This window comes from Ectobacillus antri (genome assembly GCF_003852715.1).
Lineage (GTDB): Bacteria > Bacillota > Bacilli > Bacillales > Bacillaceae_G > Ectobacillus > Ectobacillus antri.
Map to the genome: position 1 here is coordinate 70,422 of NZ_RIAV01000009.1, position 13,817 is coordinate 84,238.

Below are 13,817 nucleotides of genomic sequence, written 5' to 3' on the forward strand. Positions count from 1 at the left end.
TATTGAGAGGTTTTGAAAATGTAGTAGGCAATAAGCTTTTTTGGCTTATTGGCACGTAATATGAATGTGCTGCAATCCTACCACCTTAGTATGGTTGTGCTTTCTTGGTCTGTTGGCTGGGTTTTAACAGCGGTGGCGCTGTATGTATTACATGTTCAGCAAACAACGAAGCTACGTATCGCACTGATGAGTCTATTCATGACAGCAGCAGTACTTGCCGTTCATCTTGTTAGCCTACGTGGTATACAAGTACATATAAACTACAATGTATTGATCTTCTTAGTATCGGCATTACTGACTTTTACTACATTTTCGTTATCATTCTGGCTACTATTTTACGCCAAACTTCCATATCAGCATATTTGGTTGAAGCCATTATCAGCTTCATTTGTGACAGCGGCAATTACAGAAAGTCATATTTTACTCATGCACACGGTGATTCTACCTGAAAATGGTGAGCAATTCATTATGGAAATGAATGCTGATTTGTTGCTGTATCTCATGCTGGTCGCATCTCTTATTATCTTGGGTAGCCTTGTTGTTTCGACAACACTCATTAGCAAGAGGCTTTCCACAAGTGATAGTAACTTACAAGATATTAAACTTGCGCTCGATCAGTCTTCTATCGTTGCCTTTACGGATCGAAAAGGTATCATCACAAGTGTAAATGATAAATTTTGCGAGATTTCCAAATACAGTAAAGAAGAACTCGTTGGACAAGACCATCGTATTTTAAGCTCAGGCTATCACAGCAAGGAGTTTTTTCAGGATATGTGGAAAACCATTGGATCGGGGCAGGTATGGAAGGGAGAAATTCGAAATCGCGCTAAGGACGGTACGTATTACTGGGTGGAAACGACAATTGTTCCTTTCATGAACCGTAAAGGAAAGCCGTATCAATATTTGGCCATTCGAAATGATATCACAGAACGAAAGAAAGCAGAAGAACAAATAAGGCGACAAGATAAACTCGCTGCAGTTGGACAAATGGCAGCTGGAATCGCCCATGAAATTCGCAATCCACTTACCTCTATGAAAGGATATGCAGAATTTTTACAACTGGATGAAGAAGATGAAGAGCGACGTGAGTATTTGTCTATCATCCTAGATGAGGTAGAGCGAATTAATGAAATTGTAGAAGACTTTCTTGTGTTGGCAAAACCGAAAGCTGTACAGCTTACAAAACAAAATATAATCCCGATTATTCATGAGGTATTAACACTTATGGAAATGCAGGCGGAACATAAAGGTGTTGAACTTCATTTTGTATGTGAGCAGACACAAGTTATTGCACAATGTGATCGCACACGACTTAAGCAAGTGTTATTGAATTTAGTTAAAAATGGATTAGAAGCGATGCCAAACGGCGGGGATTTGTATGTGCGTGTACAAGAAGCCGAGACGATTTGCATCTCTATTCAGGATACAGGTATTGGAATGACAGCAGAGCAGCTCCAGCATATCGGCGATCCATTCTTTACGACAAAGAAAAACGGAAACGGACTTGGTCTTATGGTCAGCTTTAAAATTATTGAAAATCATCATGGACGTATTACAGTAACAAGTGAACGCGGAAAGGGTACTACGTTTCAAATTATTTTGCCACTGGAAAGGAGCAAGTGATGATTCGTTCCATTGATGTGTTGCACATACAAACAGCCAAAGCATTGTGGAATCTGCAGCGCACTTCATATGCAGTAGAAGCAGAGCTCATTGGCTTTAATGAGATTCCACCGCTTCACGAATCACTAGAAGAACTACAAGCCTGCGGTGAAATATTTCTTGGTTACTATATAGAGACACAACTCGCAGGTGCAATTTCTTATACAGTTGAAAGCCAAGAACTTACCATTTGTCGTTTGGTTGTGCATCCTACATATTTTAAAAAAGGCATTGCAACAAAACTCTTATCAAATCTCATAGAGAAGCAGCCATATCCTGTATATTATGTTTCTACTGCTCGCGATAATATACCGGCAATCTGTTTTTACAAAGCAAATGGATTTTGTTGGATAAACGATATAGAAGTAGTACCTAATTTCTATATTAGCTGTTTTAAAAAAGAAAAGAAAACGACTCCTTGAAAAGAAACGTCAGAAAACGTTTCTTTTTTTATGAATATAAGGTAAAATATGTATAAAGTATAGAGGTGATGACATGGTGTTCATACTTATTTTATTGATAATGTTCATCTTCATCAGTGCTCTTCCAAGCGTCAGTATGCAAGATACAAACCGCACGCATCGTAATACGGAGCATAAAACAGCAACACCGTTTATGGATTTTGCAGTCACAGATAACCATTGCGAACATTATCCCGGATGCGAAGATACAACTAAAGTCACTTATACATCAGATGTGGGGAGCTCTTTTTCTGATAGCAATTCAAGTTTTGGCGGCGATTGCAGCGGGGGATCAAGCTCTTATTAATTAAATATAAAAAGATGGGTCAGCAAATGCTGACCTTTTTTGTGTTATTTTTTGCTAAATTGTATATCTTGATAAAAAATGCAAACAGAGATTTATTTTTTAGCTACTTACATAAAAATGTCTTTTTTACAAAAACATACTTGTATAACACATGAAATAGTAAGGAGGTCACGTATGCGCAAGTATAGTTATCAAGCGCTTCTGCTCTTTGTATTAATTGCCACTTTGTTAGTAGCGGGCAGTGGTCAACGAGAGGTGTACGCATTTTCCAGTCAAGTGATTCAAAGAGGAGCAGTCGGTGAGGATGTGATTGAGCTACAATCACGCTTAAAGTACAACGGATACTATACAAGTAAAGTAGATGGTGTATTCGGTTGGGATACGTACTGGGCCGTCCGCAATTTTCAAGATAAATTTGGTCTTCCTGTTGACGGAATTGTTGGACAAAAAACGAAAGAAAAATTGATTAAAGCAACGAAATACGAAAAAGGTTCATCCGGTACAGCTAATAATAAGCCAGCTAAACCACCAAGCAACAATGTACCGAATGGCTATTCACAAAACGATATTCAACTGATGGCCAACGCCGTGTATGGCGAAGCGCGCGGAGAGCCTTATATTGGCCAAGTCGCAGTGGCAGCTGTTATTTTAAATCGCGTCAGCAGTCCCTCATTTCCCAATACGATACCTGGTGTTATTTTTGAGCCGCGTGCTTTCACCGCAGTAGCTGACGGACAAATTTATTTAACACCAAATGAAACAGCAAAAAAAGCTGTATTGGATGCAATTAACGGATGGGATCCGACAGAAAATGCGATTTATTACTTTAATCCAGACACAGCGACAAGCGGTTGGATCTGGTCACGTCCGCAAATTAAAAAAATCGGTCGCCATATTTTTTGCCGATAGAAGGGAGTCCTACCATGCTTAGAGGTTTGTTGATTATTGCGTTAACCTTTGTTGTAGCCGGAACAGGCTACTGGGGATATTTAGAGCATCAAGAAAAAAATGCAGTATTAATTCATGCAGAAAACAATTACCAACGTGCGTTTCATGAACTTACGTATGAAATGGATTTATTACATGACAAAATTGGGAACACACTTGCGATGAATTCCAGAACATCACTTTCGCCTGCTTTGGCTGATGTTTGGCGAATTACATCTGAAGCACGATCTGATGTAGGCCAATTACCCTTAACACTTTTGCCGTTTAATAAGACGGAAGAGTTTTTAGCAAGTATCGGAGACTTTAGTTACCGAACAGCGGTACGTGATCTCGAAAAAGAACCTCTAAATGATCAAGAATATGCGACGCTGCAGCAACTGCACCAAAAATCAGCTGATATTCAAAACGAACTGCGTCATGTACAGCATCTTGTGCTGAAAAATAACCTGCGCTGGATGGATGTAGAGCTCGCTTTAGCTGCAGACCGCAAACCGTCTGATAATACGATTATTGACGGATTCAAAACCGTTGAAAAGAATGTGAACTCTTATACGGAGGCAGATTTTGGTCCTACATTTACAAGCTATAAACAAGCAGAAAAAGGGTTAAATAAAATGGAAGGCCAACCTATCTCAAAACAACAAGCAAAACAAATTGCACAAAGCTTTCTCGGTATAAAAACTACTACAGGCATCAAGGTCGAAGAAACGGGTGAAAAGAAAAAAGACCGTTATTACAGCTTATCGGTGCAACAGCCTAACACCAAAAGTGAGATTTACATGGATATCACACAAAAAGGTGGTCATCCTGTATGGCTTATTAATAATCGTGAAATCGGTACGCAAAAGATCGATCTCAATGCTGCTTCTATCAAAGGCGCTACATTCTTGAAAAATAATAAATTTGCGAATATGGAGTTGTTTGAAAGCTCACAATACGATTCCGTTGGTGTATTCACATACGTTACTAACTTAAATGGTATAAGAATTTATCCAGAATCGATAAATATAAAGGTTGCACTCGATGATGGTAGTATTGTCGGTTTTTCAGCAAGAGATTATTTAGCAGCCTATCAAGGCAAACGTTCTATCCCGAAGCCAAAGTTATCTGTAGAAGAAGCGCGTAAGAAGGTTAACCCAAACTTAAAAGTGCTTGAAGAGCGAAAAGCGATTATTATTAATGATTTAAATAAAGAGGTATTGTGTTATGAGTTTGTTGGAACGTTAAACAATGACACGTATCAGATCTTTATTAACGCCGATACAGCATTTGAAGAGCAAGTGAAAAAACTAAATAACATAGAGGAAAATTATGATTGATAAGGAGGTGCACATATGAAAATCAGTGCATGCTTGATAATTGTATGCTTACTGTTAACAGCTTGCGGAGCGAAGGAAGAAAAAAAAGCATATAGCGGTGATCAAACTGTACGCGTAAAAAATACAACGTACAAACCTGAACGATATAAATCCAACCCTCGTGCGGCGGCACATCTAGAGAAGCTTGCGGCTGATATTCCAAATGTTAAAGCAGCGAAAGCTGTTGTTCTCGGTCCTTATGCTATTGTGGGGATTGACGTCAATAGTAAACTCGACCGAACGCGCGTTGAAACCATTAAATATACCGTTGCGGAAAGTATTAAACATGACCCACACGGTGCTAACGCAATTGTGGTAGCCGACCCGGACACGTACCAAAGAGTACAAGCTATGGGGAAACAGATCCAAAAAGGTAATCCGCAGGCGGTAATGACAGAGTTTGCGGCCATTATTGGTCGTGTTATGCCACAGGTGCCAAAAGATATGCTGGAAAACAAAGATTCCGAGCCTACAAAACGCAATGATAAACAGTTACCTGAAGGAGAAAAACAACAACTGAAAAAAGAACAAGATGATCAATCCAACCAGTATATGAACGCAAAGTAGCACACGGAAACATTCCGTGTGCTTTTCTTTCTCTAAACAGGAATTTACAGAATTTGTGATATGAGAAAGCCCATGCAGGACTTTAGTCCGCCTTTAGGCATGGGATGAAAGTATCGCTTTTGCTACGCAAAACATGGTACAATATCCACATAGACAAGTATAAGTCTCTAAAACAAATCGTTCTCTGAACACTGGATATTGTATGAGGTTCGACAGGCCTAATACACGCTGTCGGTAAAACGATATGTGTCGTCACGCACAAGACGCTAAAACGCATATGAGAACTCAAAATCTGTACGGTATGGTCACAGTACCGTAGCCATAGGTGCTATACGCACTGCCTATGGAGGGGTGATGGCACACCCTAATCTCAAAGACTGTTCAAAACAGAAATGGACTGCGAACGCTTTGTCATTTGAGAATCCCACTGGCGTTAGCCAGCTTGCCCCTTTAGGGGTGGGAGTGTCAAATGTTGGATCTAGAATACGAAAGAGAAGAGAGAAGAAAGAAAAACAATTTCTTACGAATCAATTCATTTGTGTTACTAGATGATGTTTATCAACAAGTGTTTCATCTCGGATTAGCGATTATCTCGTGCAATCTTTTGTTGCTTAAGCTGCTGTTTAGCGTTTATTTGTTGTTTTTGTTCCTGTTTCTGTGAAATAGGGCCGCTAGTGTAAGCATCTACTAAAACTTCAGACATCCACTGCTGATTATTCATACATTTCACCTCCTGCTCATAATATGGCTACTTCAGAATTTACTATGCGAAATTTTAATATGTAGACATACAATTTCCGTTTCATAGCATACTAAAGCATGAAACATCATTTGGGAAACGGAGTGACAACTATGGAACAGCAATTTCAAAATTCGGTAGAGCAGTCTTTATACCACTATAAAGATGGACTAGGAAGATTTTTGCAAAAAACACCAGAACTAACGAAGGCCTATAACGCGTTCACAGAAGCGTGTTTTAAAGAAGGTACGCTTACGCAACGTGAAAAGCAGTTAATCGCACTGGGGATCAGCTTGGCAACACAAGATGAATACTGTACAATATATCATACAAAGGGTTGTATTGACCAAGGCTGTACAGAAGAACAAATTTTTGAAGCATGCGGGGTAGCAACGGCTTTTGCCGGCGGCGCTGCGATGAGCCAAGCTGTTACTCTTGTACAAGAATGTATTTCAGAATTACAACAAAAAAAGCACTAAGATAAGCAGCCCCTTCCTAGAAGGGGCTTTATTTACATAAAAGTGTAGGTATAAAGGAGAGGAGAAGAGATGGACACAAGAAAAATATTAACTGCTCTACAGACTCGAACACCTTCTATTTTGGGTAGTGAACAATTTACGAAATTTGCAATACTATTGCCACTTATACAAAAAGAAAACGAACTACATATCTTATTTGAAGTGCGATCCGCTACCTTGCGCAGACAACCAGGAGAAATTTGCTTTCCAGGTGGAAAGATCGATGCTTCTGACGAAACACCCCAGCATGCAGCAATGAGAGAAACAACGGAAGAACTCGGCATTCCTACAGATGCCATTTCCCAAATCGTACCACTTGACTACATGATATCCCCATTTGGTTCTATTATCTATCCCTATACAGGACTTATAGACTCTTCGTATGAACTAATACCAAATGCAGCGGAAGTAGAGAGCACATTTACAGTTCCTCTCCCACAACTGCTCCGGCAAATACCTGACGTTTATCGCGTTCAGTACAAGGTAGAACCGGGCTCAGACTTTCCGTATGAACTCATACCGGGCGGAGAATCATATAATTGGCAAACAAGAGGAATGAAAGAATATTTTTATCACTACAAAGGATATGTAATTTGGGGGTTAACAGCTCGTGTTTTAAAACATTTCCTTGATATTACCCGAAAGCTTAACGTATGAAAGCAAGAAAATCTGGCTACAACTGACAGTGAAAAGGAGGCGTCATAGATGTACAAATACATATTATCTCTCATCACAGCCGTATGCTTACTGTCAGGTTGCCATACACAGGAAGATAAGCAAGCAGCACCGAACGCAGTTGAAACAAGCGCGACAGATCGAGCTGCAATTGTTGAAGGGATACAAAGTGTCTTAACCGAGCTGCAAAGCTTCACAAAATACTTACAAACTGCGGCGGATCAAGAGAAAATTAAATCATTTGGTAAAAATCTAGCAGAGAAATGGGACAGTTTTGAAGATGAGGTGGAAGAACAATACCCAGAGCAATACAAAAAAATTGAAGATAACCTCTATCCGCTCATTGGTGAAACAGGCAAAGCAGAGCTTGATGTTGATAAGATAAAAAGCCTTTTGCAACAGGTTCAACAAGATTTAAATATGTTTCTTACAGAATTACAATAAAACTTCAGGTTGATTCTCTGAAGTTTTATTAGTTTCACAATTTCATTCAACAAAATAAACCAGTAATCCACGACTTTCGATATAGAACACACTCGTAAATGTTCGGAAAAACAAAAGAGAGCACAAGAATAAGAAGAATTTGACGATAAAAGGGCAGAGACATGAGGTAGGAGAAACAGACATACTTAGGGAATTTGTATCTCACAGGTAAAATACCTGACGTTCCGGAAAGGTAGGGGGTAGTATGAGTCACGCGACACTACAAAAAACGCTTCATACAAACATCTTTGTGAGCTTTCCCGGTATAAAAGAGCATGGTGAACGAAAGAGAAAAGAAGCCATCGTGTTCCTAGCTTTAAATGAAAAAGGTGGCTTAGAGAGAATCCAAATGATTGGCAGAAGTGAAGCCCTTCGCCTAAAGTTCACCTTACAAAAAGAAGAGCAACCCTTCGCAGAGTACGCAATGAAGGCAACTGAGACAGAGCTAGAACTAAATAACAAACTGAAAATTGTACGACAAAAAAATGAGAACGAGCATACATATATGCTTGTCCAAACGGAAAAAGAGCAAACGCCGTTTCGTCGTAAAAAGAAGAGAAAATCGGAGTTAGTTGTCACGGAGCATATGCTCTTTACGGTAATTCAACCAAGCGAGAATGAATCGCGTACACATGCCGTAAAAGCAAACGGAACTTCAGCAGGAAACCAGGTTCTAAGACAACAACAGCGCGGTTGGTTACGAAAGCTCCCAATTCAGCTATTTCGACAAGAAACAATGCCCAATTTCTCGATGAGGTCATTCGAAGAAGTAACGGTCCTGCGCCCGATTGTGTGGCCTTTTCTCGGTCCAGGTGACTACATAACAGCAGCTTGATTTGCCGACATCATACCAAATCTATACATAAGGAGGGGCGGCGACTTTTATACGGTAAAGGTGAGAGGCCTTTGATATAGAGTATAGAGAACCAATCTAAAAGAAAGGAGCTCATAAACAAGCTGCAGCACATGCTGCAGTTTTTTATGTATATAAATACGCCACTGGCTTTGTAGCTGCTATCGACATTGCTGAGCACTTACTAGCTGGCGACTCATATACCCAGCAAATGTATTTGGAGTTTTTAAAAAGCGGAAGCAGTGAAGAACCACTTGTATTACTGCAAAACACAGGCGTAAATTTACTGCAGCCGGAACCGATTCAACATGCAATGGAGCTGTTTCAACGACTTGTGAAGGAATTACAAGGTAGTTATAACAATTGACTTGTCGAACAACAGGTCTTTTTTTGTCGGATAAATACTTGAAAATTCCAGAAGATAATATTTGAATTATCAGAAAATTTAATGTATAATCAAAAAAAGGACAAGGAGTTGATTTCTATGAAAAACCATATGCTTAATGCCCCAAAACAGCCTTTAATCACAGATGCATTGTTTGCTGAAATGGTACTAGATAAAGCCGTCCTTGCGTTTCGTACAGAACAGCTTTGGAAGGAAATCGACCAGTCTCTCGATGTTGGTAATAAAGAACGTTTTTTTGAGTTAACAACAGAACTTCAAGCACTTGAAGCATTACGATAAAAGAAGAGGCCTAGCCTCTTCTTTTTTTACAACAAATTCTCATTTGAATGTGACAACCATGCACCGAGGTCAAGTTGTTCTTGAACTGACGGTTGTAGCATCTCTTCTCGCAATAAGTCTGATGCTTCTTGCACAGAGATGCCTTGTGCACTTAAATATTCAAATAGTGCTTGTAACTTATCCATTCCTATCGCCTCCAGTATATAGGATAGCCAAAAGAAATGGAAGAATACATCTTCACTTGACTCCTTTAACTTACTATAATAAACTTACTTACATAAAGTAATTAAATTATATAACGAAGGAGAATACATTATGAAATTTCATCAAGCTCCCGTTACATTCGTACAGCAAGTTCATTTGTTTGTGACCAACATCGAACGTTCACTGGCATTTTATAAAGATGTATTGGGGTTCCAGATTTTAAAACGCGAGGAGAAAAAAGTTATATTATCTGCAGATGAACAAACCCCACTTTTTATCATTGAAGAGCCAACCCAAGTAGCCCCAAGACAAGGGCGAACGACGGGTTTATACCACGTGGCGTTCTTGCTCCCAACTCGTGCGGACTTAGCACATATATTAGTACATTTGCTTCATACCTATCCGCTGCAAGGTGCATCTGATCACCTTGTGAGTGAAGCATTATACTTGGCTGATCCAGATGGAAATGGGATTGAAATTTATACAGACCGCCATGCAAATGCATGGAAGTGGACAAACAAGCAAGTACACATGACAACACAGCGCTTGGATGCGGAAAATGTTTTGCAAGAGGCAACTAGCGAGTGGAAGGGAATGCCAAAGGGAACTATTATCGGGCATATCCACCTACAAGTTTCTGATTTACACGAAGCAGAAGAGTTTTATACGAGAGGGCTTGGGCTTGAGGTTGTAAGTCGATATGGCGATGCCGCTATTTTTGTTTCGTCCGGCGGTTATCATCATCATATTGGACTCAACACATGGCACAGTGCAGGAGCACCGGCACCGCTGCCAAATAGCGTCGGCTTACATTGGTTTTCTCTTATGCTGCCAAACGAGGAAACACGAACGCAAGTTGTTACGAGGTTACACGAAATAGGAGCGAATATAACAAGAGAAGGAGATGTGATAATAACAACAGATCCCGCAGGAAATACCATTCATCTGGTCATCTAAATTTTGTGCAAACTGCTGCGAATTGCTACAATGAAGAAAATACAACAAGAGAGGTTTTCCGTTTGACAGCATTTACAGCAGCCGTTTTACGAATTATTCAAAATATCCCAAGTGGAAAAGTCATGACATATGGACAAATTGCGCGTTTGGCCGGCAACCCTAGAGCTGCACGTCAGGTGGTGCGCATTTTGCATAGCATGAGCGATGCACATCGTTTACCTTGGCATCGCGTTGTCAATGCCAAGGGGCAAATCATGATTGCTGATGAAGCAAAGGAAATACAAATGCTATCTCTTGAAAGTGAGGGCATAGAAATGCGCGGCCATCTAGTAGACTTGCAGCAATATCAATTTCATCCGGACGAAATCGTATAAGCAAAAAACTTGCATGTGTACTGGAAATAAACGCTATAATACAGGTGAAAAGGAGGAATTACAATGGCAGAAAAAGTAATCATTTATACACAAGAAACATGTGGTCCCTGTCATGCAGAGAAAGAGTGGCTGACAAGTCATAATATTTCGTTTGAAGACAGAGATATTCGCAAGAGCGGTGCTTATATGCAAGAAGTAGTCGACCTTGGCGCAAGCGCAACGCCGGTTACAGTAATTGAGTTAGATGGGAAGCGAGAAGTTGTAATGGGGTTTGATCGCGAAAAACTGGCAAACATATTAGGCTTAGAATGAAGGTGCCCCTTTGTCAACAAGCTGAAAGCCAAGCATATGCTTGGCTTATTCTGTCCCTTCTTTAAGATTTTTAGAAGCAATTTCGTTTGTTAACGAATCCAGGCTGTTTTTCACATTGCCTTTTCCGGCGAAGCTTTCAAGAAGCTCCTTGACATCCACACCAGAGGAAGCCTTTAATGTTTCTTGAACCGTAGCCATTAAATCTGTTGCATAGGCAGCTACTTTGCCGGCACCACTATTTTTTCCACTACCACCTGTGTCAACAACTGTAATTTTATCAATATTGGCAAGTGGGCTTGCAACTTCTTTCGCATATGCAGGCAACATTTTAATAACCATATCCATAATCGCAGCTTGCCCGTATAGTTCAAATGCTTCCGCGATTTTTTGTTTTGCTTCTGCTTCTGCCAAACCTTTTAAGCGAATAATTTCAGCATCGGCACGACCTTGCGCTTCTGCTGCTTGTGCTAACGCAAAACCTTGTGCCTTTTCGATCTCTGCTTTTGCCAAACCTTCAACACGAACTTCTTCTGCACGTCCTCGTGCTTCTGCTTCAATCCTGAATTGATGCGCTTCTGCCTGACGAATTTGGCGGATTTTTTCTGCTTCTGCCGCTTGCTCCGCTGCGTAGCGATCAGCGTCTGCTTTTTTCTTTACTTCCGCGTCATATTGTTTTTCGCGGCGCTGGATTTCTTTTTCTTCAAGCTCGATTTGCTTTTCGCGCTCAATGATTTTGACGCGCATTTGCTCTTCTGTTACACGTTGCTGTGCTTTAGCTTGCTGGAACTGATAAGCTAAGTCTGCTTCTGCTGTTGCTACTTCTTGTTCTTTCTTATATGCTTGAACCTTCAATTCTTTTTCCTTTGTGGCTTCTGCAATTTGCGTGTCACGCTGTAACTCTGCTTCTTGCGCTTCTTTTTCAGCACGAGCACGTTCAATGCGCGCTTCCTTTTCGCGCTCTGCGTTAGCAATGATGGCATCGCGCTTTACAGCTGCAATCTGTGGCTGACCAAGTGCTTCTAAATATCCATTGCGGTCATTAATCTCTTTAATAGTAAACGATACAATGCGAAGGCCCATTTTCATTAAATCACTGGATGCCACCTCATGTACTTTTTGAGCAAATTCCTCACGATTGCTGTAAGCCGCTTCTACTGTCATGGAAGAAACGATGGCACGCAGGTGACCTTCCAATACTTCACGTGCTTCATTTTCTAAATCTTCTCGTGTTTTACCTAGATACTGCTCTGCTGCTGTGGAGATTTCTTCAATGGTCGACCCAATTTTAATAATAGATACCCCATTGACTGTAACGGGAACACCTTGCTTTGTGTATGTATCGCGCGTTCCTACTTCTAGCTTATGGTTGAGTAGGCTTAATCGTTCTGCCAATTGCAACACAGGAACAACAAATGTGCCACCGCCTCGAATGATTTTCACCTTTTTACCATCTTCCGCTGTCACAACATTTGTTCCGTTTCCCAAAAAGCTTCCTGTTACAATAAGTGCTTCATCTGGACCAACTGTACGATAGCGAATAACGAATACTGCAATTAAGATTAGTAAAATGGCAAGAACCACACCGCCTATAATAAATGCTGTCATGTTATTTTCCCCCGTTTCTCATATTCGGTAGTAAATGCTTTGGTACCGGCAGAACCATTACGATGCCATCTTTCACATCGCTGACCAACACTTTTGTGCCACTAGGAATGTATTCGTTGTTAACACTTTTTGCGGACATATTTTGAATACCAGTACTTCTTGTTAAAATAATCTCTCCCAAGCCTTGTTCTGGAATAGCGATACTTACTTCACCAAATGTGCCGATAAAGTCATTCATCCGAACAATGTTACTTTGTTCTGCTTTAGAAAGCGGTTTAATAACAAATAACATCATGCATGTAACGAGCACTAGTGCAATAACAGCAGATAGCATGAGAATGAGCTCGGAAGAAAGCATCGTGATGGATTGTAAAATATAACCGCTTCCTGACAAAACAGCGAAAAAGCTGAGCACTGCAATTAGACTGATAGGGTGAACTGCATCCCATATATCACCAAACAGTGCATATAATAATGTGCCACCACCTGCGATGAGAAGTCCATACAAGTATACTGTTTGCCAATCTATCGCAAGCATTTCACACCTCCTTTATGGTTGATATTTACATAAGATGAAAATTCAAGCTGTTATAATCATTATACAACGTAATTTTCTGAAAATATATAGATTTTTCTTATTTTTATGGTTATTTGAACTTGTTTAAAGAACTATCTTAAGAGCCTTATGCAGAAATTCATATAGGTACGCATTAACTTTCATTGAAAGTGAACATACGTTCTGATAAAGTTAAATAAAATGGCGTGATATAGAAAGGAAAGGTAACACTTGGGACAAAAAGCACATATAAAAAGACAAAAAGTTTCAAGCAAACGAGCACCATCATCTATGAAAAAAGCACACACATCTAAAAAAGCAAAACAGCAGAGGAAAAAACGAACAGTATTATTATTTTCAATCACGATTTTACTGGTCATGATCTATGGGGTATTTACTGAAGAAATTAAAATAGTACCTAGCACAGTTCAAGAAACAACAAAGACATTTCTATTGTTTGGTGGCTTTTATAGCTTTTTAATTGGGGTCGGTTACATACTAGGAAGAAGGAGCAAGCGATAACATGTATATTCACTCTCATCATAAGTAAACA

19 protein-coding genes and 1 pseudogene are annotated in these 13,817 nt (G+C 40.0%); 16 read left to right on the forward strand and 4 right to left on the reverse strand.

Features of this window, described 5'->3' with window-relative positions; genetic code table 11:
• The first annotated feature begins 60 nt into the window (after positions 1-60).
• The 6 genes from EEJ45_RS10555 (at position 61) to EEJ45_RS10580 (ending at position 5,303) form a co-directional block, all read left to right on the forward strand.
• A complete protein-coding gene (locus EEJ45_RS10555) occupies positions 61-1,623 on the forward strand; it encodes an ATP-binding protein (protein ID WP_245999878.1) in 1,563 nt (520 codons plus the stop codon).
• Positions 1,623-2,084 (forward strand): GNAT family N-acetyltransferase, encoded by a 462-nt coding sequence (locus EEJ45_RS10560; RefSeq protein ID WP_124564773.1) that lies wholly within the window; start codon positions 1,623-1,625, stop codon positions 2,082-2,084. Before EEJ45_RS10555 ends, EEJ45_RS10560 begins: the two co-directional genes overlap by 1 nt.
• A gap of 73 nt (positions 2,085-2,157) precedes the next feature.
• The gene (locus EEJ45_RS10565) at positions 2,158-2,430 is read left to right on the forward strand and encodes a hypothetical protein (RefSeq protein WP_124564774.1); all 273 of its coding nucleotides are present in this window, start codon (positions 2,158-2,160) and stop codon (positions 2,428-2,430) included.
• Positions 2,431-2,604: 174 nt separating this feature from the next.
• Positions 2,605-3,339: a spore cortex-lytic enzyme gene (gene sleB / locus EEJ45_RS10570; RefSeq protein WP_124564775.1), complete on the forward strand. Its 735-nt coding sequence runs from the start codon at positions 2,605-2,607 to the stop codon at positions 3,337-3,339.
• Between the two features lie 14 nt (positions 3,340-3,353).
• A complete protein-coding gene (ypeB, locus tag EEJ45_RS10575) occupies positions 3,354-4,697 on the forward strand; it encodes a germination protein YpeB (protein WP_124564776.1) in 1,344 nt (447 codons plus the stop codon).
• Positions 4,698-4,712: 15 nt separating this feature from the next.
• Positions 4,713-5,303 (forward strand): YhcN/YlaJ family sporulation lipoprotein, encoded by a 591-nt coding sequence (locus EEJ45_RS10580; protein WP_124564777.1) that lies wholly within the window; start codon positions 4,713-4,715, stop codon positions 5,301-5,303.
• Between the two features lie 580 nt (positions 5,304-5,883).
• Here the strand turns inward: EEJ45_RS10580 and EEJ45_RS18435 are convergent.
• Complete coding sequence (locus EEJ45_RS18435) at positions 5,884-6,024, reverse strand: hypothetical protein (RefSeq protein ID WP_164464258.1); 141 nt, start codon at positions 6,022-6,024, stop codon at positions 5,884-5,886.
• 131 nt (positions 6,025-6,155) lie between these two features.
• Between EEJ45_RS18435 and EEJ45_RS10585 the strand changes: the two genes are divergently transcribed.
• The 6 genes and pseudogenes from EEJ45_RS10585 to EEJ45_RS10610 all read left to right on the forward strand — a co-directional run bounded on the left by EEJ45_RS10585 (position 6,156) and on the right by EEJ45_RS10610 (position 9,256).
• The gene (locus EEJ45_RS10585; RefSeq protein WP_124564778.1) at positions 6,156-6,521 is read left to right on the forward strand and encodes a carboxymuconolactone decarboxylase family protein; all 366 of its coding nucleotides are present in this window, start codon (positions 6,156-6,158) and stop codon (positions 6,519-6,521) included.
• 69 nt (positions 6,522-6,590) lie between these two features.
• Positions 6,591-7,217, forward strand: a complete 627-nt coding sequence (locus tag EEJ45_RS10590) for an NUDIX hydrolase (protein WP_124564779.1) — start codon at positions 6,591-6,593, stop codon at positions 7,215-7,217.
• Positions 7,218-7,265: 48 nt separating this feature from the next.
• Positions 7,266-7,679 (forward strand): hypothetical protein, encoded by a 414-nt coding sequence (locus EEJ45_RS10595; RefSeq protein WP_124564780.1) that lies wholly within the window; start codon positions 7,266-7,268, stop codon positions 7,677-7,679.
• 244 nt (positions 7,680-7,923) lie between these two features.
• Positions 7,924-8,553, forward strand: a complete 630-nt coding sequence (locus EEJ45_RS10600; protein ID WP_124564781.1) for a hypothetical protein — start codon at positions 7,924-7,926, stop codon at positions 8,551-8,553.
• A gap of 142 nt (positions 8,554-8,695) precedes the next feature.
• A pseudogene (locus tag EEJ45_RS10605) lies at positions 8,696-8,938 on the forward strand (M3 family metallopeptidase); the annotation flags it as partial.
• Between the two features lie 117 nt (positions 8,939-9,055).
• On the forward strand, positions 9,056-9,256 hold the full coding sequence (locus EEJ45_RS10610) for an IDEAL domain-containing protein (RefSeq protein WP_124564782.1): 201 nt from the start codon (positions 9,056-9,058) through the stop codon (positions 9,254-9,256).
• 26 nt (positions 9,257-9,282) lie between these two features.
• Here EEJ45_RS10610 and EEJ45_RS18440 read toward each other — a convergent pair whose 3' ends face one another.
• A complete protein-coding gene (locus EEJ45_RS18440) occupies positions 9,283-9,441 on the reverse strand; it encodes a hypothetical protein (RefSeq protein ID WP_164464259.1) in 159 nt (52 codons plus the stop codon).
• A 130-nt stretch (positions 9,442-9,571) separates the two neighbouring features.
• Between EEJ45_RS18440 and EEJ45_RS10615 the strand changes: the two genes are divergently transcribed.
• The 3 genes from EEJ45_RS10615 (at position 9,572) to EEJ45_RS10625 (ending at position 11,103) form a co-directional block, all read left to right on the forward strand.
• Positions 9,572-10,417: a VOC family protein gene (locus EEJ45_RS10615; RefSeq protein WP_124564783.1), complete on the forward strand. Its 846-nt coding sequence runs from the start codon at positions 9,572-9,574 to the stop codon at positions 10,415-10,417.
• A gap of 62 nt (positions 10,418-10,479) precedes the next feature.
• Positions 10,480-10,791: an MGMT family protein gene (locus EEJ45_RS10620; RefSeq protein WP_124564784.1), complete on the forward strand. Its 312-nt coding sequence runs from the start codon at positions 10,480-10,482 to the stop codon at positions 10,789-10,791.
• Between the two features lie 63 nt (positions 10,792-10,854).
• Positions 10,855-11,103: a glutaredoxin domain-containing protein gene (locus EEJ45_RS10625; RefSeq protein ID WP_124564785.1), complete on the forward strand. Its 249-nt coding sequence runs from the start codon at positions 10,855-10,857 to the stop codon at positions 11,101-11,103.
• A gap of 45 nt (positions 11,104-11,148) precedes the next feature.
• Here the strand turns inward: EEJ45_RS10625 and EEJ45_RS10630 are convergent, their stop codons facing one another.
• Positions 11,149-12,708 (reverse strand): flotillin lipid rafts scaffold protein FloT, encoded by a 1,560-nt coding sequence (locus tag EEJ45_RS10630; protein WP_124564786.1) that lies wholly within the window; start codon positions 12,706-12,708, stop codon positions 11,149-11,151.
• A gap of 1 nt (position 12,709) precedes the next feature.
• A complete protein-coding gene (locus EEJ45_RS10635; protein ID WP_124564787.1) occupies positions 12,710-13,246 on the reverse strand; it encodes an NfeD family membrane protein in 537 nt (178 codons plus the stop codon).
• 249 nt (positions 13,247-13,495) lie between these two features.
• On the opposite strand from EEJ45_RS10635, the gene EEJ45_RS10640 reads away from it, so the two are divergent.
• The gene (locus EEJ45_RS10640; protein ID WP_124564788.1) at positions 13,496-13,786 is read left to right on the forward strand and encodes a hypothetical protein; all 291 of its coding nucleotides are present in this window, start codon (positions 13,496-13,498) and stop codon (positions 13,784-13,786) included.
• The last annotated feature ends 31 nt before the right edge of the window (positions 13,787-13,817 follow it).